The sequence below is a fragment of the Lysinibacillus sp. NPDC098008 genome (assembly GCF_044760715.1).
GTDB lineage: Bacteria > Bacillota > Bacilli > Bacillales_A > Planococcaceae > Lysinibacillus.
Window position 1 is genome coordinate 41,569 of sequence record NZ_JBIWBA010000023.1, and the last position, 23,345, is coordinate 64,913.

At 36.4% G+C, this 23,345-nt stretch carries 21 protein-coding genes; 8 read left to right on the forward strand and 13 right to left on the reverse strand.

Going from position 1 to position 23,345, the window contains the following annotated elements; translation table 11 throughout:
- Nucleotides 1-40 precede the first annotated feature (40 nt).
- Both ACIQVU_RS16695 and ACIQVU_RS16700 read right to left on the reverse strand, forming a co-directional pair.
- Nucleotides 41-241 carry a DUF951 domain-containing protein gene (locus tag ACIQVU_RS16695; protein ID WP_340808484.1) on the reverse strand — a complete coding sequence of 67 codons (201 nt, stop codon included), beginning with the start codon at nt 239-241 and terminating at the stop codon, nt 41-43.
- A gap of 15 nt (nt 242-256) precedes the next feature.
- A complete protein-coding gene (locus ACIQVU_RS16700; RefSeq protein WP_340808485.1) occupies nt 257-1,114 on the reverse strand; it encodes a mechanosensitive ion channel family protein in 858 nt (285 codons plus the stop codon).
- 91 nt (nt 1,115-1,205) lie between these two features.
- Between ACIQVU_RS16700 and yyaC the strand changes: the two genes are divergently transcribed.
- Nucleotides 1,206-1,838, forward strand: a complete 633-nt coding sequence (gene yyaC, locus ACIQVU_RS16705) for a spore protease YyaC (RefSeq protein WP_340808486.1) — start codon at nt 1,206-1,208, stop codon at nt 1,836-1,838.
- Here the strand turns inward: yyaC and ACIQVU_RS16710 are convergent.
- From ACIQVU_RS16710 to rpmH, 11 genes are all read right to left on the reverse strand, one after another.
- Nucleotides 1,755-2,474, reverse strand: a complete 720-nt coding sequence (locus ACIQVU_RS16710; protein ID WP_340808487.1) for a DUF554 domain-containing protein — start codon at nt 2,472-2,474, stop codon at nt 1,755-1,757. The two genes, yyaC and ACIQVU_RS16710, sit on opposite strands and share 84 nt — an antisense overlap.
- Before the next feature lie 74 nt (nt 2,475-2,548).
- Complete coding sequence (locus ACIQVU_RS16715) at nt 2,549-3,400, reverse strand: ParB/RepB/Spo0J family partition protein (protein ID WP_340808488.1); 852 nt, start codon at nt 3,398-3,400, stop codon at nt 2,549-2,551.
- On the reverse strand, nt 3,393-4,154 hold the full coding sequence (locus tag ACIQVU_RS16720; protein WP_340808489.1) for a ParA family protein: 762 nt from the start codon (nt 4,152-4,154) through the stop codon (nt 3,393-3,395). Before ACIQVU_RS16720 ends, ACIQVU_RS16715 begins: the two co-directional genes overlap by 8 nt.
- A gap of 222 nt (nt 4,155-4,376) precedes the next feature.
- On the reverse strand, nt 4,377-5,273 hold the full coding sequence (gene noc, locus ACIQVU_RS16725; protein WP_340808490.1) for a nucleoid occlusion protein: 897 nt from the start codon (nt 5,271-5,273) through the stop codon (nt 4,377-4,379).
- Nucleotides 5,274-5,452: 179 nt separating this feature from the next.
- Nucleotides 5,453-6,169, reverse strand: a complete 717-nt coding sequence (gene rsmG, locus ACIQVU_RS16730) for a 16S rRNA (guanine(527)-N(7))-methyltransferase RsmG (protein ID WP_340808491.1) — start codon at nt 6,167-6,169, stop codon at nt 5,453-5,455.
- Nucleotides 6,170-6,256: 87 nt separating this feature from the next.
- Nucleotides 6,257-8,149 carry a tRNA uridine-5-carboxymethylaminomethyl(34) synthesis enzyme MnmG gene (gene mnmG, locus ACIQVU_RS16735; RefSeq protein WP_340808492.1) on the reverse strand — a complete coding sequence of 631 codons (1,893 nt, stop codon included), beginning with the start codon at nt 8,147-8,149 and terminating at the stop codon, nt 6,257-6,259.
- Nucleotides 8,150-8,176: 27 nt separating this feature from the next.
- A complete protein-coding gene (mnmE, locus tag ACIQVU_RS16740; RefSeq protein ID WP_340808493.1) occupies nt 8,177-9,562 on the reverse strand; it encodes a tRNA uridine-5-carboxymethylaminomethyl(34) synthesis GTPase MnmE in 1,386 nt (461 codons plus the stop codon).
- A 238-nt stretch (nt 9,563-9,800) separates the two neighbouring features.
- Nucleotides 9,801-10,607 (reverse strand): RNA-binding cell elongation regulator Jag/EloR, encoded by an 807-nt coding sequence (gene jag, locus ACIQVU_RS16745; RefSeq protein WP_340808494.1) that lies wholly within the window; start codon nt 10,605-10,607, stop codon nt 9,801-9,803.
- The gene (yidC, locus tag ACIQVU_RS16750; RefSeq protein ID WP_340808495.1) at nt 10,604-11,374 is read right to left on the reverse strand and encodes a membrane protein insertase YidC; all 771 of its coding nucleotides are present in this window, start codon (nt 11,372-11,374) and stop codon (nt 10,604-10,606) included. The genes jag and yidC overlap by 4 nt, the downstream gene beginning before the upstream one ends.
- A 314-nt stretch (nt 11,375-11,688) precedes the next feature.
- Nucleotides 11,689-12,033 carry a ribonuclease P protein component gene (gene rnpA, locus ACIQVU_RS16755; RefSeq protein ID WP_340808496.1) on the reverse strand — a complete coding sequence of 115 codons (345 nt, stop codon included), beginning with the start codon at nt 12,031-12,033 and terminating at the stop codon, nt 11,689-11,691.
- 100 nt (nt 12,034-12,133) lie between these two features.
- Nucleotides 12,134-12,268, reverse strand: a complete 135-nt coding sequence (gene rpmH / locus ACIQVU_RS16760) for a 50S ribosomal protein L34 (protein ID WP_004233310.1) — start codon at nt 12,266-12,268, stop codon at nt 12,134-12,136.
- A 537-nt stretch (nt 12,269-12,805) separates the two neighbouring features.
- Between rpmH and dnaA the strand changes: the two genes are divergently transcribed.
- The 7 genes from dnaA (at nt 12,806) to ACIQVU_RS16795 (ending at nt 22,671) form a co-directional block, all read left to right on the forward strand.
- Nucleotides 12,806-14,155 (forward strand): chromosomal replication initiator protein DnaA, encoded by a 1,350-nt coding sequence (gene dnaA, locus ACIQVU_RS16765; protein ID WP_340803705.1) that lies wholly within the window; start codon nt 12,806-12,808, stop codon nt 14,153-14,155.
- Between the two features lie 170 nt (nt 14,156-14,325).
- Nucleotides 14,326-15,462 (forward strand): DNA polymerase III subunit beta, encoded by a 1,137-nt coding sequence (dnaN, locus tag ACIQVU_RS16770; RefSeq protein WP_340803706.1) that lies wholly within the window; start codon nt 14,326-14,328, stop codon nt 15,460-15,462.
- Nucleotides 15,463-15,590: 128 nt separating this feature from the next.
- Complete coding sequence (yaaA, locus tag ACIQVU_RS16775; protein ID WP_340803708.1) at nt 15,591-15,815, forward strand: S4 domain-containing protein YaaA; 225 nt, start codon at nt 15,591-15,593, stop codon at nt 15,813-15,815.
- A 3-nt stretch (nt 15,816-15,818) separates the two neighbouring features.
- Nucleotides 15,819-16,934, forward strand: coding sequence for a DNA replication/repair protein RecF (recF, locus tag ACIQVU_RS16780; RefSeq protein WP_340803709.1), 1,116 nt, complete (start codon nt 15,819-15,821; stop codon nt 16,932-16,934).
- Nucleotides 16,935-17,026: 92 nt separating this feature from the next.
- Entirely contained in the window at nt 17,027-18,961 is a 1,935-nt protein-coding gene (gyrB, locus tag ACIQVU_RS16785) for a DNA topoisomerase (ATP-hydrolyzing) subunit B (protein WP_340803710.1), read from the forward strand.
- 24 nt (nt 18,962-18,985) lie between these two features.
- A complete protein-coding gene (gyrA, locus tag ACIQVU_RS16790) occupies nt 18,986-21,442 on the forward strand; it encodes a DNA gyrase subunit A (RefSeq protein WP_340803711.1) in 2,457 nt (818 codons plus the stop codon).
- A gap of 143 nt (nt 21,443-21,585) precedes the next feature.
- Nucleotides 21,586-22,671: an HD-GYP domain-containing protein gene (locus ACIQVU_RS16795; protein WP_340803712.1), complete on the forward strand. Its 1,086-nt coding sequence runs from the start codon at nt 21,586-21,588 to the stop codon at nt 22,669-22,671.
- Nucleotides 22,672-23,345 lie beyond the last annotated feature (674 nt).

Here is a 23,345-nt window from a genome sequence, read left to right on the forward strand (position 1 = left end):
TTATATTGATTCGCTTCTAAAAAGTCTAATATGCCTAATATTAAGCTTCGCTAGCAGATAGCAATACCTTTTTCAGCTTTTTCTCAAATTCACGGCGTGGAATCATTACACTATGCTGACAGCCCTCACATTTAATACGCACATCTGCCCCCATCCGAATGATTTTCCATCTATTTGTGCCACATGGATGTTGTTTTTTCATTTCAACAATATCATTTAAGCCAAATTTTTTTGCTTCCATATTAGTTACTTCCCCCTATTCTTTACCAAAGAACATCACTTTTGGATAAGCCATTGGAATATGATTTTCTTCAAAAAGCTTTGTAATATCACGTCGAATAATACGTGCAATACCATATTGTTGCTGTGGTAAAGTTTCTACAGAAATACGGATAGTTACTTCTTTTCCTTTTACATTTTGTACACCTAAAAATACTGGTACCCCTACAAGCTCTTTATGGTTATCTGGCAATGTTTTTAAGTAATTTTGAATAATACTCTCAGCCTTATCAAAATCTGCATCAGTCATTATTTCTAAGTCTATAAATATTTTAGAGTTGTTTATCGAATAGTTAACTACTTCTCCAATTGCACCATTTGGGATAATAAACTGTTCTCCTGTTACACCATTAATCTTTGTTGTTCGTAAGCCTATTTCTGTAACTGTTCCTTCTGCCGCATTAATCTTTATATAATCACCTACACCAAATTGGTCTTCAAAAATAATAAAAAATCCTGTAATAACATCTTTTACTAAGCTTTGAGCACCAAAACCTATTGCTAAACCAACAATCCCAGCACCAGCTAATAGCCCAGCAACTTTAATTTCTAATGAAGAAAGAATACCAATAATCGCTGAGAAATAAACAGCATAGGAAATGACACTTTGCAACAATCTTGCAATTGTACGCTGACGACGCTCTGAATGGTTTAATGGTGAACGCATACGCATTAAAAATACTTTATTAATAAACTTTTTCCCTAATCTTACAGCTAGCCATGATATTAATAAAATTATAATAATTTCAATGGATGCATCAATAACCTTTTCCCATAATGCCTGAGATGTTAGCTTATCCCAGTATCTATCCACTAATTTCTTACTCTCTTCCATTATTACCACCTCTTGAATAACATGTTAAAAATTTGTGTATACTGCATAAAAATTAAGCACTTCTAAAATTAATAAGAAAGTGAGTTTTTTTATGAATACTATACCAAATTTATTATTACCTTATTCCCTTCATCATGAAAGCAAAAATGCTGTTTGGCAATTAAGCACATTATTTTTAGAGCATATACCATTCCAACATGAACGATTAATTTTTTGTTGTATTGGCAGTGATCGCTGTACAGGTGATACACTTGGACCATTAACAGGCAGCTTCCTAAAAAAGTCTGTTAGCTTTCCGTATGAAGTTATAGGGTCTTTAGATAACCCACTACATGCTTTAAATTTAGGTACTACTATGCAACAGCTACACAATCATACTACAAAACCATTCATTATTGCGATTGATGCCTGTCTTGGCAGTGAAGAGAACGTTGGACATATTTCAGTACAAAGTGGACCAATTTTCCCTGGAAAGGCAGTAAAAAAAGAATTACCTCCAATTGGTGACATTTCTGTAAAAGGAATCGTCAATATTGGAGGCTTTATGGAAATGCTTGTGTTACAAAATACAAGACTTCATATTTCTTATGCAATGGCTGAAAAGCTGGCAAGAGCTTTATTATTAGCTGCTCATCGGTATTCATTGAAAAATGTAGAAGACAGCGACCATGATTCCAACAACGATAATACCCGGCAGGAGGTTAGCAGCCTTGATCTTCGTTAAGCCTGCTATATTTAACCCAATAGCCATAATCATTACACCACCTACAGCTGTCATTTCTGTAATAAACATTTGTAAGGCAGCATCAGGAATAAATACACTAATAACACCTGCAAACAATGCTATAAGCCCTTGATAAACTAAAACTGGTACTGCGGATAGTAGTACACCTATGCCTAATGTAGAGGCTAAAATAATGGAAGTAAATCCATCTATTAAGCCTTTTGTAATTAGTACATTGTGATCATTACGAAGACCACTATCGAGTGCACCGATAATGGCCATCGAACCTACTACAAATATTAATGAGGCTGTTACAAAGCCTTCTGCTATACTAATTTGATTTTGTGTATTGCGTTTTGTACTACGAAATAATGATTCTACCCATTTACCAAGACGATTCATTTGCCGATCTAAATCTAACCATTCACCTACTACTGTACCTACCACTAAACTTACTACTAGTATAATAAAATTATCGCTTTCAAAGCCCATTTTTATTCCTAATAATGCTACCGCTAAACCAATAATGGACAAGACAGTAGACTTCATTGATTCAGGAATATTTTTGAAAATGCGCCCTATTAATGCACCTACTACAATTAGTCCTGCATTAATTAATGCTCCCAGTAATACCACTCTAAAGCCTTCCTTCTCTCTAAAAAATAGAGAGCGCCTGCTTGCTTGGCGCTCTAATGAAATTATAAAAATAGTTATTCTTGTTCCTGTAAATTTAATATTTCCAAAATACGCTCTAAATCATCTTCAGAGTAAAATTCAATTTCAATTTTCCCTTTATTATTTGTTTTTTTGATTTGAACATTTGTTCCAAAGTAATCACGTAATTGTGTTTCTTTAGCAGCAACAAAAATATCCTTTTTCTTTGGTGGAATTGTTTCACGTGAAACTTCTTCGTTTAAGTTTTGCACTAACATTTCCACTTGACGTACATTTAAACCTTGTTGAATAACTTTATTCGCTACTTCTGATATTCTTCTTTTATTTTTTAAGCCAAGTAATGCACGTCCTTGTCCCATTGACAATATGCCCTCATTTAACATTTGACGCACATCTTGTGGCAAGGCAAGTAGGCGAACATGATTCGCTATATGTGGTCTACTTTTACCTAAGCGTTTTGAAAGCTCTTCCTGTGTTAAATGCAAGTTTTCCATTAAGCTTTGGTAGGCTTCAGCTTCTTCAATAACTGTTAAATCTTCGCGTTGAAGGTTTTCTAAAATGGCTAGCTCCATCATTTGTGCGTCTGATAGCTCTTTAATAATGGCTGGGATAACTTCTAATCCAGCTATTATGCATGCCCGATAGCGACGTTCACCAGCAACAATTTCAAACTTACGTGCCTTTTTTCTTACTGCAATAGGCTGTAAAATACCATGTTCCTTAATGGAATCTGCTAACTCCTGTAAAGTTTCCTCGTCGAAATTTTTTCGAGGCTGAAATGGGTTTGCAACAATACAATCTAATTGGATTTCTTCCACTTGCCCACTTTGTTCTAAAGACTCTCCCGGAAATAGTGCACCAATACCTTTCCCTAAACCTTTAGCCATTTTTAATCACTTCCCTCGCCATCTCCAAATAAACCTCTGCACCTCTAGATTTTGCATCATAAGTGATAATTGGTTGTCCATGACTTGGTGCTTCACTTAAGCGCACATTACGAGGAATTATTGTTTTATATACTTTATCTTGGAAATATTTTTTTACTTCATCAATAACCTGTAAGCCTAAATTTGTCCGCGCATCCAGCATTGTGAGTAACACACCATCAATATATAGCTGCTGATTCAAATGCTTTTGGACAAGACGAACTGTCGATAACAATTGACTTAACCCCTCCAACGCATAATATTCACATTGTACAGGGATAATTAACGCATCTGAAGCTGTTAAAGCATTGATTGTTAGTAGTCCTAAGGACGGTGGACAATCAATAATAATATAATCAAAATCTTCTTTTACATTTTGGAGTGCATGTTTTAACCGCACTTCTCTGGAAATTGTAGAAACCAATTCAATTTCAGCCCCTGCAAGCGAGATCGTTGCTGGCACGATTGATAAATTTCCTACATTTGTTTTTTGAATGACATTTTCAACATCTTCATCATCAATCAGCACATCATAAATACATCCCTGGATTTCTCCTTTATCGATACCAAGCCCACTTGTTGTATTTCCCTGTGGATCAGTATCGATCAATAGCACTTTTTTACCTAAGTATGCTAGGCAAGCGCTTAAATTGACTGAAGTTGTTGTTTTACCTACGCCACCCTTTTGATTGGCGATTGCTATAATTCTACCCATTTAAAAGCACCTGCTTTCATCTATCAAAGTTTGCTTTGACAAATCATTTGTAAAATCACTGTTTAATCCGCTCTCTATCTCTCATTCTATCAAAAAAATAGAAAAGAGTTGTATAAAATATTAAGAATATATGCAAAAAAAGACATCTCCATTAACTTTCTGAGATGTCTTTTTTATTTTTGTAACGCTCAAGACTTTCAATTATTTTTTTACAATAATTTATTACAGCTTTTTCTTTTTAGGTATCTTTACTGTAATTTGATAGTATTCTTCTGTATCTTCTTCTTCTGTTTTTACTGTAATACCGCTTTTCGTGACCATTGTTACTGATTGTTTAATCGTATTTAAAGCAATTCGTACATCCTTACTAATAGCCTTACGCTTTGGCTTTGCTTTCTTTGGTGTTTCTTCCTGCTCATCTGTTTCTGGGTGTAATATCGCTTGAATTTGCTCCTCTAGTTGACGAACATTCCAATCATTATCAATCGTTTGTTGTAAAATTTCTAGCTGTAATGGTTGGTCTTTAATAGCGATTAATGCACGTGCATGTCGTTCAGAGATTTTACGCTTTAAAATGGCTTGTTGCACTTCATCAGGCAGCCTTAATAATCGTAATTTATTGGCTACAGTGGATTGTCCTTTTCCAAGTCGTTGGGCTAGAGCTTCCTGTGTTAACTCATGAAGCTCTAATAGTTTTTGATAGGCTACAGCTTCTTCAATTGCTGTTAACTCCTCACGCTGTAAGTTTTCGATTAATGCTATAGAAGCTGTTTCTTTATCCGTTAAATTACGTACAATAGCAGGAACCTCTGTCCATTGTAATTTTTTCATCGCTCGATAACGACGCTCACCAGCAATGATTTCATATTGATGTTCTGATGTTTTACGTACAACAATTGGCTGAATCACACCATGTGTATGGATGGTTCTTGATAATTCTTCAATTTTCTCATCATCAAAAATAGTACGTGGCTGAAAACGGTTAGGTACTATTTGATCAATAGGCAATTTTATAACTTCTTCTGCTGCATGAGCCGCCTCTGCTTGTTCTACTTCATTTTTCACAATAGGCTCTGTTTTACTTCCGCCTCCAAAAAAACGTGAAAAAGGACTTTTCATCCAAGTGGCACCACCTTTAAGTAACTATCTTGCTCTGTGTCATTCTATTATTATTTATTATATTTCTTAAAATGTATATAGTTCATAGATGTCTTTTGCGTGAACCATCCATAACTAGTATGTATGCTCAAAATAGAAAAAATATTTTCTACTTTGAGAAGTTTCACATGAAACACTAATTATTGAATTGGTGTTTTATTTGGTACACCTGGCTTACGCGGGTATTTTTTAGGCGTTCCTTTTATTTTATCAAATATATATAAAATGCGGTCACTTTCTTCAACAGGTAGCTTAAAAGAATATTCTTCTTTCATTTGAGCACCGAGTGTTGTTAAAGCTTTTTTCGCATCCTTTAGTTCTTCAGCACCTGCCGCAGCCTTTAACGCTACAAAATAGCCACCTTGTTTTGCTAATGGTACACAAAGCTCTGCTAAAACAGATAAACGAGCTACTGCACGTGCCGTTACCACATCAAATTGTTCACGATACTTAGTATTTTGACCAAATTCTTCTGCTCTCGCATGTACAAAATTCATATTTTCTAATTGTAATGTATCGCTAAGATGATTTAAAAATGTAATTCTTTTATTTAAAGAGTCTACGATTGTGATATGTAAATGTGGGAAGCAGATTTTAATAGGAATACTAGGGAAGCCAGCTCCTGCTCCAACATCACATACTGTTACTACCTTTGAAAAATCAAAATAAAATGAGGCACTAATCGAGTCAAAGAAATGCTTTAAATAAACACCCTCTAAATCTGTAATAGCCGTTAAGTTCATTTTTTCATTCCACTCAACAAGCAATTCAAAGTATTTTTTAAATTGCGCTATCTGCTGTTCAGAAAGCTCTATGCCTTTTTCCTTTAGCGCCTCCATAAATTGTTGTTCATTCATGTAAAATCTCCTTTGTCGCTATGGCAATACCCTAAAAATAGGAAGCGGGCACAATCCTATGCCCGCCTCTTATTCACTTTACCATTATTAGCTGCTCACTCGTGCAATTTTGCCTTGTTCAATATATACAAGAAGAATTGAAATATCTGCTGGATTTACACCTGAAATACGAGAGGCTTGCGCAATGGAAAGCGGTGTAACCTGCTTTAATTTTTGACGTGCTTCTGTTGCTAAGCCTGAGATAGCGTCATAATCAATATTTTCAGGGATTTTTTTATTTTCCATTTTATGCAGCTTTTCTACTTGTTGTAGTGCTTTTTCGATATAGCCTTCATATTTAAGCTGAATTTCGATTTGTTCCTTCACTTCTTCTGTTAATTCGCTATCTGTAGGAATTAATGAAGAAACCAGCTCATAGTGCATTTCTGGGCGTTTTAATAAATCTGCACCACGTATACCATCTTTTAACTCACTACCACCGACAGAACGAATTGCAGCCTGTGTCGCTTCGTTTGGCTTAATAATCACCTCACGAAGACGCGCAATTTCATTGTCAATCAATTGCTTTTTCTCAGTGAATTTTGCATAGCGCTCTTCTGAAATCATGCCCATTTTATAGCCTAGCTCCATTAAACGTAAATCAGCGTTATCATGACGTAGCAGTAAACGATACTCTGCACGAGATGTTAATAAACGATATGGCTCATTTGTCCCTTTTGTCACAAGGTCATCAATCAACACACCAATATAGGCATCAGAGCGGCTTAAAATTAACTCATCTTTATCAAGTACGTTAGCAGCAGCGTTCATTCCTGCCATTAAACCTTGTGCAGCCGCTTCCTCATAGCCAGATGTACCGTTAATTTGACCCGCTGTGTACAATCCTTTAATACGCTTTGTTTCAAGCGTTGGCCATAATTGCGTTGGCACAATTGAATCATATTCAATCGCATAACCTGCACGCATCATTTCTGCATTTTCTAAGCCTGGAATGGATTTTAATAAACGTGCTTGCACATGCTCTGGCAGGCTTGTTGATAAACCTTGAACATAAACCTCACGCGTATTACGTCCTTCTGGCTCCAAGAAAATTTGATGTCGCGGCTTATCGTTAAAGCGCACAACTTTATCTTCAATAGACGGGCAATAACGTGGACCTGTCCCTTTAATCATTCCTGAATACATCGGTGAAAGATGTAAATTTGCTTCAATAACTTCATGTGTTTCAGCGCTTGTATACGTTAACCAGCAAGGTAGCTGATCCATAATAAATTCAGTTGTTTCAAAACTAAATGCACGTGGAACATCATCACCTGGTTGGATTTCTGTTTTATCATAGTCAATTGTACGATTATTTACTCGTGGTGGTGTACCTGTTTTAAAACGAACAAGATCAAACCCAAGCTCTTTTAAATTATCCGCTAAACGAATAGAAGGTTGTTGGTTATTAGGACCACTTGAATATTTAACATCACCAATAATAATTTCACCACGAAGGAATGTCCCCGTTGTTACAACCACTGTTTTAGCACGATAAACAGCACCAATTTGTGTAATAACGCCTTTTACTTCTCCATCCTCAACAATTAACTCTTCCACCATTCCTTGATGGATTGTTAGGTTTTCCGTTTCCTCCAACACGCGTTTCATCTCTTGTTGATATAAAACTTTGTCTGCTTGCGCGCGCAATGCACGTACAGCTGGGCCTTTCCCTGTATTCAACATTCGCATTTGAATATGCGTTTTATCTATCACTTTCCCCATGACGCCTCCTAAAGCGTCAATTTCACGTACGACAATTCCTTTGGCAGGACCACCAATGGATGGATTGCATGGCATAAATGCAATCATGTCTAAATTAATCGTTAACATCAATGTATTAGCACCCATTTTAGCCGCAGCATGTGCAGCTTCTGAACCTGCATGGCCTGCGCCAATGACAATAACATCAAACGTGCCTGCCTCATATTTTGTTGGCATGCTCGTATCTTCCTTTCTGTAATAAGATTATTTTCCTAAACAGAACTGTGAAAATAGTTGGTTAATAAGACTTTCTTGTACAGTGTCGCCAATAATTTCGCCAAGTATTTCCCATGTTCTTGTTACATCAATTTGTACCATATCAACTGGTACGCCAGCTTGTGCAGCCGCTATTGCATCCTCAACCGTTGCTTGGGCTTGGTGCAATAGTGCAATATGTCTAGCATTTGAAACATATGTTAAATCGCCCGCTTCGATTTGTCCCTCAAAAAATAGCGCAGCAATGGCTTCCTCTAGCTCTGCAATGCCTTCCTCCTGTAACAGAGAGGTTGTGACAATGCGATGCTCACCAGCCAACTCTTTGACACGAGCTAAATCAATTTTTTGCGGTAAATCTGTTTTATTGACAATAACGATGTAATCCATCGCTTCAATTGTTTCGAATAGACGCTCATCTTCAGCCGTTAATTCATCTGCATAGTTTACAACAAATAAAATTAAATCTGCTCCACGCAGTGCCTCTCTTGAACGTTCTACACCAATTCGTTCCACAATATCTTCCGTTTCTCGAATACCTGCTGTATCCACTAAACGAAGTGGAACTCCACGTACATTCACGTACTCTTCTATAATATCACGAGTAGTACCGGCAATATCTGTCACTATGGCCTTATTTTCTTGTACTAAGCTATTGAGCAAAGAAGATTTCCCTACATTTGGGCGACCTAAAATAACTGTTGAAAGACCCTCGCGTAATATTTTTCCTTGAGAAGATGTTTGTAGAAGTTTACGAATTTCATCTCGTACCCATGTACATTTTTCAACTAGGACAGGTACTGTCATTTCTTCTACATCATCATACTCTGGATAATCTATATTAACCTCTACTTGCGCTAATGTCTGTAGTAAAGCTTGGCGCAAGTCACCAATAAGTCGCGATAACTTTCCATCCATTTGTCCTAAAGCAACATTCATTGCTCGATCTGTCTTAGCCCTAATTAAATCCATAACCGCTTCAGCCTGTGATAAATCAATACGTCCATTTAAAAATGCGCGTTTCGTAAATTCACCAGGCTCCGCTAGTCTTGCACCATTTGTTAACGCTAGCTTTAAGACGCGATTTACTGACACAAGCCCCCCATGGCAATTAATTTCAACAACATCTTCACGTGTAAATGTTTTTGGACCACGCATCAATGACAGCATGACTTCCTCTACTACCTCATTTGTTGTAGGATCGACTAAATGTCCATAATGAATGGTGTGCGAATCCTTCGTTGTTAAACTTTTCCCACCTGGTGATTTGAATATTTTATCTGCAATTGCCACTGCTTCGTCGCCACTTAAGCGAACAATAGCGATGGCACCTTCACCCATTGGTGTGGATATCGCAGCAATTGTATCGAACTCCATTTAATGACCTCCTCAATGTTATCCACATGTGGATAATCGAAACCGACCAATACTTACTAACACCTTAGACTAACATATTTTCAACAAAATCTAAAGTAAGGATCATTACCAAATGTGGATAAAATACAAGCTTTTTATCATCTACTATTTTCGACAAAAAACGCTGATGCTCAAATTAAGCTGAAAAAAGGTCATTTTATCACGAAGATAAAATGACCTTTGCCTGTATGTGATGTGTTTAATGATTTTTGACAGGTTCAATCACTAAATAGCGATTAGGCTCTGTGCCCTCTGAATATGTTTCAATATCTAGACGATTGGCTAGCTGGTTATGAATAATCTTTCTTTCGTATGATGGCATCGGTTCAAAGGCTACTCGCTGATTTAAACGCAATGCTTTGTCCGCCATTCGATCCGCCAGCAATTCCAATGCTGCTTGACGACGTTCACGATAGTTTTCTACATCTAATTTCACCATTAAGAACTGCTTAGCACTTTTATTTAACACGAGTTGTGTCAATTGCTGTAAGGCATTTAATGTTTGGCCACGTTTTCCTATAAGCAGTGCAGCTTTCTCACTTTTTAGCTGAAATAAGACATATTTCCCTTCACGTGTTGTCGTAATTTCAAGATCATGAATAGTCAATTGCTCAGCAATATTTACTAAATAAGCTTTTGCTTCTTCAATTGGACTGACTAATTCTTCTTCCTCATGTTGTTCTTTTACAATTTGTTGAACAGCTTCGATTTCACTTGGTTGCTCAGAAACTTGTGAACTTATTGTTTCAACATCATCTACTACTGCTAGTTGCTCGTCAAATTGAGTCGTTATTTGCGGTTCAGCCTTGTCACTTTCAATTATCGCAACCTGAACTTCTTTCACTGTTACACGAACTTCTGCAGAACGTGCACCAAAACCTAAAAATCCTTTTTTACCTTCTTGTAAAACTTCAACTTCCACTTGTTCACGGGTTTTGCCAAGTTTCTGTAACGCTAATGAGATCGCTTCTTGTGTTGTTGCGCCTATTTGCGTAAGTTGTTTCACTTTTTAGCCCCTCCATTTTGAGCAGGTTGTGTTTTATCTTTATTCCAAGGTTTGTAAATAAACAGGTTTTGAACAATCGAAATAATGTTCCCGATTACCCAATATAATGATAATGCTGCTGGTAAAGCCATACCAAAAGCAATAATCATGAATGGCATAATATACATCATGATTTTCATTTGAGGGTTATCCATTGCTGGTCCTGTACGTAATACAATAAATTGCATTAAGCCCGCAATAATTGCTAGTGCTGGTGCAGGATCTGCTAGTGGGAAGATAAAGAAATTCCCTAAATCAAATGTAGATGTAGCATTCATACGGCTAATTGCGTGATAGAAGCCAATTAATATTGGCATTTGAATAATAACGGGTAAACATCCTGCAAGCGGGTTTACACCGGATTCACTCATTAGCTTCATCATTTCTTGCTGATACTGTTGCTGTGTCTGTGCATCCTTAGAAGCATACTTCTTTTGCAGTTCCTTTAATTTCGGCTGCATTTCTTGCATTTTTTTAGAGCTCTTTGTTTGTTTGATCATTAACGGTAAAATTGCTAAACGAATAATAATCGTTACAGCAATGATTCCCCATGCATACGTACCAAGCAGATCAGCAAAGAATTTTATCGCTGATACTAGCGGCCAAACAATGAACTCGTTCCAGAAGCCAGTGCTATCTTTGGAAATTGGTTCATTGAATTCTGTACAACCAGACAGTAGTAAGGCTACTGATACTAGCGACAAAATTACCCAATGTTGTTTTTTCAACCTTCTTCCCCCTACAGTTACTATTCACTTTTTCTTATTCTATATGCATTTCCTTTATTCACTGACAGTTTCCCACCTCAAAATTGGTGATATCTGCCATTTCATTTAGCTTGCGTTGGAGCGCTCACTGATAAATGAAGATAAAGCTATCAGTTATTTTATCATGCCTATAACGTTTCACTCTACTAAATATTCTAACTATATATACTTATTCATTAAGTTTCCATGCAAATTTACATATATGTAAGTAAATACCGATAAAAAATACCCCTATATGTATAATTTGCTCTATACAGACCACATGGTTGCATATATTACACTTTTTTTAATACTTTTGCGATTCGTAGTACATGCTGCAAACTTTGCTTCACTTCATGAAAATCCATAGTGGCCGCCGGATGTCTGGCGATAATAACATAATCCATATTCGGCTTTAGTTCATCTTTTAATTCATGGATACTTTGTCGAATATAGCGTTTTATTTGGTTGCGTGTTACCGCATTGCCAAGCTTTTTACTAACCGATAAACCTACACGAAATTCTGTTTGTCCCTCTTTTGGTAAGAAATAAACGACAAATTGACGATTAGCGAAAGATTTACCTTTTTTAAACACCTTTTGAAAATCTTCATTTTTTTTAACTCTCTGGCGTTTTTTCATTACTTTCACCTGCTATTAGATAATATCTTTTGATCCTCATTTCTAGGTTTACCAAAAATAAAGAAAAAAAAGACCACTGATGTGGCTCAGTGGACTTATTTTATGCTGATAAAACTTTTCTTCCTTTACGACGACGAGCAGCAAGAACTTTGCGACCGTTTTTCGTGCTCATACGTGCGCGGAAACCGTGAACTTTGCTGTGCTTACGTTTTTTTGGTTGGTAAGTACGTTTCATTGTATATAGACACCTCCTGAACGAGTTGAATTTTTCAACATACAGACTCGAATATTATATAAAGTATCTAGTCCTTTTGTCAATGTATTTCATAAATTTCTTTTTGTTAGCTAATCTATGATATTGATTGAAAAAAATATTTATCCACAGAAGCACTTGTTTTTTTTACACAGTGTTGTGTATAGTATTTTTTGCATTATTTTTTATCCACAGTGGTTATCTACAGCTTTTTCACATAAGCAGTCCCTGTGGACAACTCTAAAGTGCATAACTATAAGACATGTGGATAAGTTTCACAAACTATTGAAATAGCTTTGTTTTTCTGATACGATTACTGTGCTTCACTTTGTTGAAAACTAAAATGACTAATTCAATTATCCACAACTGTTAATATGCTGTGGATAATTTTTATCACAGCCTTTGGTTAACTGTTATCCACAATATGTGATTATGTGGACGAGTTGTAAAATGAACGTATTTACCATTTCTATAAATGCGCATTTTTATGTATTGAACACTGTAAAGGAGATTAGCAGCTTGGAACATTTAGAAGAACTATGGAACAATGTCCTGGCTCAAGTAGAACAAAAAATTTCTAAACCAAGCTTCGAAACGTGGCTAAAGTCAACAAAACTACTATCCTACAATGGTAGCGGTTCAACTGTGACAATAGCTGCGCCAAATTCGTTTGCTCGAGATTGGCTTGAGAATCATTATATTCATTTGATTACAGGTATATTAACGGAGCTTACAGGCGAAGACTTGCTTATTAAATTTGTTGTTCAAAAAAGCCAGGACTCGGACGATTTCGATTTACCAGCGCCGATTATCCAAGCAAAAAATAACGATCACCATGATATTTCACCAGGTATGTTAAACCCGAAGTATACTTTTGATACGTTTGTTATTGGCTCTGGTAACCGCTTTGCACATGCTGCCTCACTAGCTGTCGCTGAAGCACCTGCGAAGGCTTACAATCCATTTTTTATTTATGGGGGCGTTGGGCTTGGTAAGACACATTTAATGCATGCAATCGGTCATTATGTATTGGAGCATAATCCTAATGCAAAAGTGGTCTACTTATCATCTGAGAAATTTACAAATGAGTTTATTAACTCTATACGCGATAATAAGGCACTTGATTTTCGCAATAAATACCGCAATGTAGATGTGCTACTAATTGATGATATTCAATTTCTTGCCGGAAAAGAATCGACTCAAGAGGAATTTTTCCACACATTTAATACATTACATGAGGAATCAAAACAAATTGTTATATCGAGTGATAGACCACCAAAGGAAATTCCAACATTGGAAGATCGACTACGTTCACGCTTTGAATGGGGTTTAATTACCGATATTGCACCGCCTGATTTGGAAACGCGGATTGCTATCCTGCGTAAAAAAGCAAAAGCAGATGGTCTAGAGGTACCAAATGAAGTTATGCTCTATATTGCGAACCAGATTGACTCCAATATTAGGGAGCTTGAAGGTGCGCTTATTCGCGTCGTTGCCTATTCATCATTAGTAAACAAAGATATTACAGCAACATTGGCTGCTGAGGCATTGAAGGATATTATTCCAAACTCAAAGCCACGCACTGTCACAATACTAGATATTCAAAATGCAGTAGGGGAGCATTTTAATATTCGCTTAGAAGATTTTGCTGCGAAAAAACGTACAAAATTAATAGCTTTCCCACGCCAAATTGCTATGTATTTATCACGCGAATTAACGGATTTCTCGCTGCCGAAAATTGGCGAAGAATTTGGTGGACGCGACCATACAACTGTTATTCATGCTCATGAAAAAATATCTTCTTTGTTGAAAAATGACGTTCAACTTCAACAAGATATTAAACAAATTCGTAGCATGCTAGGAAAGTAATGGCTGTGGACAAACCTAATATTTAAACACAAACTTATGCACAGTCTATCTACATGTGGATAGACTGATTTTATTCGCTTTAAATACACTTATCCACAAATCCACAGAGCCTATTACTATATCTTTTTATTTTATATAAATAAATAATATAAATATGTGAGGGAAAATACATGAAATTTGATATTTTACGTGACCGTTTATTAGAGGGTTTAAATGATGTCATGAAAGCTGTAAGCTCTAAAACAACTATTCCAATTTTAACTGGTATTAAAATGGATGTAACAGAGGAAGGTATTCGTTTAACAGGTAGTGATGCTGACATTACTATTCAAACATTTATTCCAGTTGAGGAAGATGGACAACAACTAATTCAAGTTACCGAAACAGGATCAATAGTGGTACAAGCTCGTATGTTTAATGAAATTGTACGTAAATTACCAACAAATGATGTCGAAATCCATGTAACTTCTGGTTTCCAAACTCATATCCGTTCAGGTAAATCTGAATTCCATTTAATCGGCTCTGATGCTACTGAATATCCGTTATTACCAGAGCTAACAGAGGATCAAAAATTTACTATTCCTGCTGATTTATTAAAAACAATTATTCGTGAAACAGTGTTCGCTGTTGCTACTTCAGAAAGTCGACCAGTGTTGACAGGTGTAAACTGGCAAATAAAAAACGAAACATTAATCTGTGTTGCAACAGATAGTCATCGTTTAGCAAGACGCAAAGTAGAACTAGAAAATTTACCAGAAGTTGAGCATAGTGTTGTTATTCCAGGAAAAAGTTTAAATGAGCTTAATAAAGTATTAGAGGATTCGACAAATCCTGTGCAAATCGTTATTACAAGTCAGCAAGTATTATTTAAAACAGATGATGTACTATTTTTCTCGCGTTTACTTGAAGGAAATTACCCAGATACATCACGTTTAATTCCAGAAGAGTATCAAACAAACGTAACGATTAATGGTAAGGCTTTATTACAGGCAATCGATCGCGCATCATTAGTTGCACGAGGCGATCGTAATAATGTTGTTCGATTTGAAATACTGGATCATCAAGCTGTTGAAGTTTCTTCTAATTCACCTGAAATTGGTAAAGTACAAGAGGAAATTCCTGTTGAATCACTAGAAGGGGAAAGTTTGAAAATTTCTTTTAGTGCAAAATATATGATGGAAGCGTTGAAAGCAATTGATGGTCAAGATGTAGTTATTCAATTTACTGGAGCAATGCGACCATTTATTTTACGTTCTGTTCATGACGATGCAATATTACAATTAATTTTACCTGTACGAACTTACTAAAAAATTTAAAAATCTGTCTGGATTAAAAAGTTAGGGTAGTCGCTTATGGCGGCTATCTTTTTTTACTTATAGTGAAATTTTAGGTATTATAGAGAGAAAGAGAGTTTGTATTTGGAGGGGAACACACTATGGAAGACATTAAAATTGATGAGGAGTTCATTACACTGGGGCAGCTGTTAAAAGTAACTGATGCCATTAGTTCAGGTGGAATGGCAAAGTGGTTTTTACAGGAAAATGCTGTTTATGTAAATGGAGAAGTGGATGATCGCCGAGGTCGTAAACTGCGTGATGGAGATATTGTCAATATTCCTGGATGCGGTCGTTTTCAAATCGTAGGACCAGCTGGACAATAAATTATGCATATTGAGCAATTAAAACTAACAAATTACCGTAACTATGATGCCTTAGCTTTAAACTTCTCTCCAAAAATTAATGTTTTCATTGGTGAAAATGCTCAAGGAAAAACAAATGTTATGGAATCCATCTACGTATTAGCAATGGCTAAATCTCATCGTACAACGAACGATAAAGAATTGATACGTTGGGATTCAGACTATGGTAAAATAGAAGGGGCCGTTCAAAAAAGACATGGTATTTTACCGATGGAGCTTACGATTACAAAGAAGGGTAAAAAGGGCAAGATAAATCATATAGAGCAAAGTCGCCTTAGTCATTATATTGGTCAAATGAACGTTGTGATGTTTGCACCAGAAGATTTAACGGTTGTAAAAGGTAGTCCGCAAATACGTCGACGTTTTATCGATATGGAGATTGGGCAAATTTCGCCTGTTTATTTACATGATTTATTGACCTTTCAAAAAATTTTAAAGCAACGTAACCATTTCCTAAAGATGAACCAAGGCAAATCCATGTCAAATGATGTGATGTACGAGGTTTACAATGAACAATATATTCATGCAGCTATCCAAATTATTCGTAAAAGATTTCAATTTATGGATTTATTACAGGAATGGGCTGAACCTATACATGCTGGTATATCACAAGGTAAGGAAACGCTTGTGATAAAATATCGTACAGTAGCTGGTATTGAAAAAGAACAGACGGCTAGTGAAATTGAAAATATTTTACAGCGGAAGTTGTTGGAAGCAAGAGAACGTGAATTTGACAGAGGCGTAACGCTAGTTGGTCCACATCGTGATGATTTGCAGTTCTTAGTAAATGGCTACGATGTTCAAACTTATGGCTCACAAGGACAGCAGCGTACAACTGCATTGTCTTTAAAGCTTGCTGAAATTGAATTAATTAAACAAGAAACAAATGAAACACCCATCCTACTTTTAGATGATGTATTATCGGAACTCGATGATTATCGCCAATCGCATTTATTAAACACTATTCAGGGTGAAGTCCAAACCTTTGTTACAACAACAAGTGTTGAAGGAATTCATCATGAAACGATGGAGCATGCCCAACTGTTCCACGTGAAACAAGGAGCGATTGAAAAAAGTTAGCCAGGGTAGTTTTTTAGATTATAAAAGAATGGTAATAGTCAGCTCGGTTGACTGTTCATTCATTTACACACAATGATGTTATGAAGGAGTAGATGAAAGCCGTGGCTATAGAGAACGAAGGTTTACAAAACCAAGCTTATGAGGCCGATCAGATACAAGTTTTAGAAGGCTTAGAGGCAGTACGTAAAAGACCAGGAATGTATATTGGTTCAACAAGCTCTAAAGGTTTGCACCATTTAGTATGGGAAATAGTTGATAATAGTATAGATGAGGCACTTGCAGGATTTTGTACGGATATCAAAGTAACAATTGAAAAAGACAATTGGATTCGAGTAGAAGATAATGGTCGTGGTATTCCTGTAAGCATTCAAGAAAAAATGGGTAAGCCAGCTGTTGAAGTTATTATGACGGTATTACATGCTGGTGGTAAATTTGGCGGTGGAGGCTACAAAGTATCTGGTGGTCTTCATGGTGTTGGAGCTTCAGTTGTAAATGCTCTTTCTGTTGAAACAATTGTGCAAGTTCACCGTGAAGGACATATCCATGAAATTAAATTTGAACGTGGAAAAACGGTTCAAGAGTTAACGGTTATTGGTGATACAGATCACAATGGCACAACAACGCGTTTTAAAGCTGACCCAGAAATATTTAAAGAAACAACTGTTTATGAATTTGATATTTTAGCTCATCGTATTCGTGAGTTAGCTTACTTAAATCGTGGTATTAAGATTACGATTGCTGATGAACGCGAAGAAGAGATTCGTTCAACTACATACCACTATGAAGGTGGTATTCGTTCATATGTAGAGCATCTTAATCAATCTAAAGAGCCTATTCATGAACCAATCGATGTGCTTGGAGAAAAAGATGGCATTTCAGTTGAAATTGCTATGCAATATAATGCTGGATTCTCATCCAATATTTTTTCATTCGCTAATAACATTAATACGTATGAAGGTGGTACGCATGAATCTGGCTTTAAGACAGCACTTACACGCGTTATTAATGACTATGCTCGAAAAAATGGGCTATTGAAAGAAGCTGATGCCAATCTAACAGGTGAGGATGTACGTGAAGGCTTAACAGCTATTGTTTCTGTTAAACATCCAGACCCTCAGTTTGAAGGACAAACGAAAACAAAGCTAGGAAATTCGGAAGTAAGCCAAATTACAAATGCCTTATTTTCTGATGGTTTTGAGCGTTTTATGTTGGAAAATCCAACTGTTGCTCGTAAGATCGTTGAAAAAGGTTTAATGGCAGCTCGTGCACGTGTGGCAGCGAAAAAGGCACGTGAATTTACTCGTCGCAAAAATGCTCTTGAAGTATCGAGCTTACCAGGGAAATTAGCTGATTGTTCTTCAACAAATCCAGCTGAATGTGAAATTTATATCGTTGAGGGTGACTCTGCCGGAGGTTCGGCTAAATCTGGACGTGATCGTCACTTCCAAGCAATCTTGCCATTGCGTGGTAAAATCCTCAATGTTGAAAAAGCACGTTTGGATAGAATTTTATCGAATGCAGAAATTCGCGCAATGATTACAGCTTTTGGTACAGGAATTGGAGAAGAATTCAACCTAGAAAAGGCACGCTATCATAAAATAATTATTATGACAGACGCAGATGTCGATGGTGCACATATCCGTGTGTTACTATTAACATTTTTATTCCGTTTTATGCGTCCACTTATTGAGGCAGGCTATGTTTATGCAGCGAAGCCACCTCTCTATCAAGTGAAGCAAGGGAAGCATGTAGAATATTGCTACTCGGATGAGGAATTAGAGGAAATTTTGAATCGATTACCAAGCATACCAAAACCAAACGTACAGCGTTATAAAGGTTTAGGTGAAATGAATGCGGAGCAGCTATGGGAAACGACAATGGACCCAGCGCATCGTACATTGATTCGTGTTGAATTGGATGATGCGATTGAAGCGGATCGAATTTTTGATCAATTGATGGGTGATGATGTTGAGCCACGCCGTCATTTCATTGAAGAAAATGCTGTCTATGCTGAATTAGATATTTAATCGTTTGGAAGGGAGGGCTATATTTTGTCTGAGATCGAACATGAGAATATTCAAGGTAGAAATATTACGACTGAAATTAAAACATCATTTTTAAGCTATGCGATGAGCGTTATTGTAGCGCGTGCTTTACCAGATGTACGCGATGGCTTAAAGCCTGTACATCGTCGAATTTTATATGGGATGCAGGAGCTAGGCAATACATCTGATAAGCCTTACAAAAAAAGTGCTCGTATCGTAGGGGATGTAATGGGTAAATACCATCCACATGGTGATTCCTCTATTTATGATGCAATGGTACGTATGGCACAGGATTTTAGCTATCGCTATATGCTTGTAGATGGGCATGGAAACTTCGGATCTGTCGATGGCGACGGAGCTGCTGCGATGCGTTATACGGAATCACGTATGTCGAAGATAGCCATGGAAATGCTACGAGATATAAATAAAGATACAATTGATTACGAGCCAAACTATGATGGAAGTGAGCGCGAGCCAAAAGTATTACCATCACGTTATCCAAACTTACTTGTTAATGGTGCATCAGGTATTGCGGTAGGAATGGCAACAAATATTCCACCTCATCAGCTTGGAGAAACGATTGATGCAGTGCTTGCTTTATCTGAAAATCCAGCTATCTCAACGGAAGAATTAATGGACATTATACCTGGGCCAGACTTCCCAACAGGAGGCTTAATTATCGGTCGTTCTGGTATTCGCAGAGCTTATGAAACAGGTCGTGGCTCCATTACTATTCGAGCGAAGGTGGAAATCGAACAAAGTAGCAATGGGAAGGAAACAATTTTAATTCATGAGCTACCTTATCAAGTAAATAAAGCAAAATTAATTGAAAAAATTGCAGAGCTTGTGCGTGATAAAAAAATTGATGGCATTACTAATTTACGTGATGAATCAGATCGTCGCGGTATGCGTGTTGTTATTGAAGTACGTCGTGATGCAAATGCAAACGTTGTATTGAATAATTTATATAAGCAAACGGCAATGCAATCAAGCTTTGGCGTCAATATGCTTGCATTAGTGGATGGTCAGCCAAAAATTTTAAGTTTAAAAGAGGCACTACATCACTATTTAGAGCATCAAAAAGTAGTGATTACTCGTCGTACACAGTTTGAGCTACGTAAGGCAGAAGAGCGTGCGCATATTTTAGAAGGTTTACGAATCGCACTTGACCATATCGATGAAATTATCGCGATTATTCGTGGCTCTCGTAGCGGCGATGAAGCGAAGCCAGTTTTAATGGAGCGATTTTCTTTAAGCGAACGTCAGGCACAGGCAATTCTTGATATGCGTCTTGTTCGTTTAAGTGGTTTAGAGCGTGAAAAAATTGAGGCTGAATATCAAGAGCTGCAAAAATTAATTAGCGAATTAAAGGCAATTTTAGCGGATGAAGGAAAGATTCTTGATATTATCCGTAAAGAAATGCTTGAAATAAAAGAACGCTATAACGATACACGCCGTACACAAATTACTGCTGGTGGACTTGAAATGATCGAGGATGAGGATTTAATTCCACGTGAAAACTCAGTCATAACGTTAACACATAACGGTTATATTAAACGTTTAGCTGCGAATACATACCGTTCACAAAAACGCGGTGGTCGTGGTGTGCAAGGTATGGGAACAAATGATGATGATTTTGTAGAGCATCTTATGAATACTTCTACGCATGATACGATATTATTCTTTACATCGAAGGGTAAAGTATTTAGAGCAAAGGGCTATGAGATTCCAGAGTTTGGTCGTACAGCTAAAGGTTTACCAATTGTTAATTTACTAAATATCGAAAAAGATGAAAAAGTAACTGCTATGATTCGTGTTGATTCATTTAATGAGGATGCATACTTTATCTTTACAACAAAAACTGGGATTACTAAACGTACACCCGTATCTCAATTTGCCAATATCCGAACAAATGGGCTAATTGCTATTAGTTTACGAGAAGATGATGATCTGATTTCTGTCCGTTTAACAGATGGTAAGAAGCAAGTGATCATTGGTACACGTGATGGTATGCTTGTTCGTTTCCAAGAGGAAGATATTCGTTCTATGGGGCGTACAGCAGGCGGCGTACGTGGTATTAAGCTCCGTGATGGTGATGAAGTCGTAGGTATGGAAATTATTGAACCGGGTCAGGAAATTTTAGTTGTTACTGCAAAAGGTTATGGTAAACGTACTGCTGAAGAGGAGTATCGTCTACAAAGCCGAGGTGGTGTTGGATTGAAAACAATCCATATTACTGATAAAAATGGCCCAATGGTAGCTGTTAAAACAGTCGATGGTTCTGAAGATTTAATGTTGATTACAATTAATGGTATGTTGATTCGTATGGATGTTAATGATATTTCATTAATTGGCCGTAGCACACAAGGCGTTCGTTTAATCCGGTTAGGAGATCATGAGCTAGTGGCAACGGTAGCAAAAGTGGAAAAAGAAGAAGTTCACGAAGATGATATAGAGGAATAATGAAAAAGCCGGTGACGACCGCGATAGTCGTTCATCGGTTTTTTTAACATAAATTATGAAAAATAAGTAACTATTTTGAATTCCGTGATAAAATGGAAATACCTTCAGTGAAACAAGCTAAATAGTGAAGAGGTGTTTATTTCGTGGAAAGTATACATGTTCCGATTTCAGAATTAGGTATTGGTCAAGTTATTTCTGAAGATATTTTTGCTAATACACAATATCCTATTATTTTTAAAGACACAATGATTTCCCACGTACATTTACAGGTTTTTAACGCATTTAATATTTCCAATGTGCCAGTTTATAAAGATCAAAGCGAAACTCGATCCGAAAAGCAAGAAAATAATGTAGCAGTTACAATAATAGAAGAAATCCCTACTTTTAGAAAAGCATATAATCAGTCGATTGAACAATTTAAAAAAGAATTTAAAAATTGGGAAGCGGGCGCCAAGGTAGACATTGCCAAAGCTAGAGCAATTATTTTGCCACTGGTAGAAATGGTGCTAGATGATCGTACTATTATTTTTGATTTAAACGAGTATTCTAATCCAAAAGACTATTTGTATCATCATTGTGTAGCAACTGGCTTAATTGCTGCAGTTATTGCACAAAAGCTAAGCTATGATAGAGGTACTACTATTCAAGTAGCAATTGGTGGTTTATTAGCTGATTGTGGTATGGCGAAAGTACATCCACGAATTCGTGATAAAAAGTCATCTTTAACAGAGCAGGAATTCAATGAAATTTATAAACACCCCATTTATAGTCACAATATGGTAAAGGATTTAACAATTTTAAAGGAAACCATGAAAGAGGCTATTTTCCAGCATCATGAACGTTTAAATGGAAGCGGCTATCCAAAGGGTGAAAAAATCGCTAATATCTCGATTTTTGCACAAATTATCGCTGTCGCAGATGTTTTCCATGCAATGACTTGTGAACGAGTGTATAGAGCTAAACAATCTTCATTTAAAGTAATAGAAATGATTAATGAATCTGAATTTGGAAAGTTTGATATTAAAGTAGTACGTGCACTCATTGACATTTTTGCAGACCTGCCTATAGGTACAATTGTTGAGCTTTCTAATTTAGAGCGTGCTGAAGTAATGTATGTTAATAAATTTGCACCAACACGACCACTTATTAAACTAGTGCATTCAGGAGAGATTTTCGATTTAAGTAAAAACCGTACTTTCTATATTTCAAGAATTATCACTAATGTATAAAGTAGTAATACGAATGAAGGCTTATGCAACCATCTAGTGTCATTGCTAGGTGGTTGATTTTTATTTTACTTTAAAGTTCTTGATTAAAGGTTTGAAGGGGGAGCTTGAGAAAAGAAATATTAATAATTTTGTTGGACGGGCTGAGCCATGTTAACTTTTATTTAGGTTGCTTGCTTTCTAAATTCTAGTGAAGCTAAGTAAACCTATTTGACTGAAATCTATATTAAGTTCCCATTCAATTAAATATTGCATCACCGTCACAGGCAATTTAGATACTTTAAAAATTTCTGTTAACAAAAGAACTAATATTAATGAACTTGAGCTGAAGTAGAAAGGTGTTGCTTCTAAAATAACTTAATTCAAGCAAAGCATTTATTTTTGTATGTTTAGATAATTTGTTAATGCAGTTAAATAAAATTTATTAAAATATATTTAGAGAAAGTGTTGACATTGTTTTAGTATCTTGATATTATAAGTAAGTCGCTAAGAGGTGACAGTGAAATTTTAAAAATATGAACCTTGAAAACTGAACAAGCAAAACGTAATCAATAATTTAGTAGCTTACTTTAGTAAGTGAATGAAATAATTTTGGACATCGAATGAAGATGAGATGCCAGCAAAACAATTTGAGCAAATCAAATTTCTTTTTATGGAGAGTTTGATCCTGGCTCAGG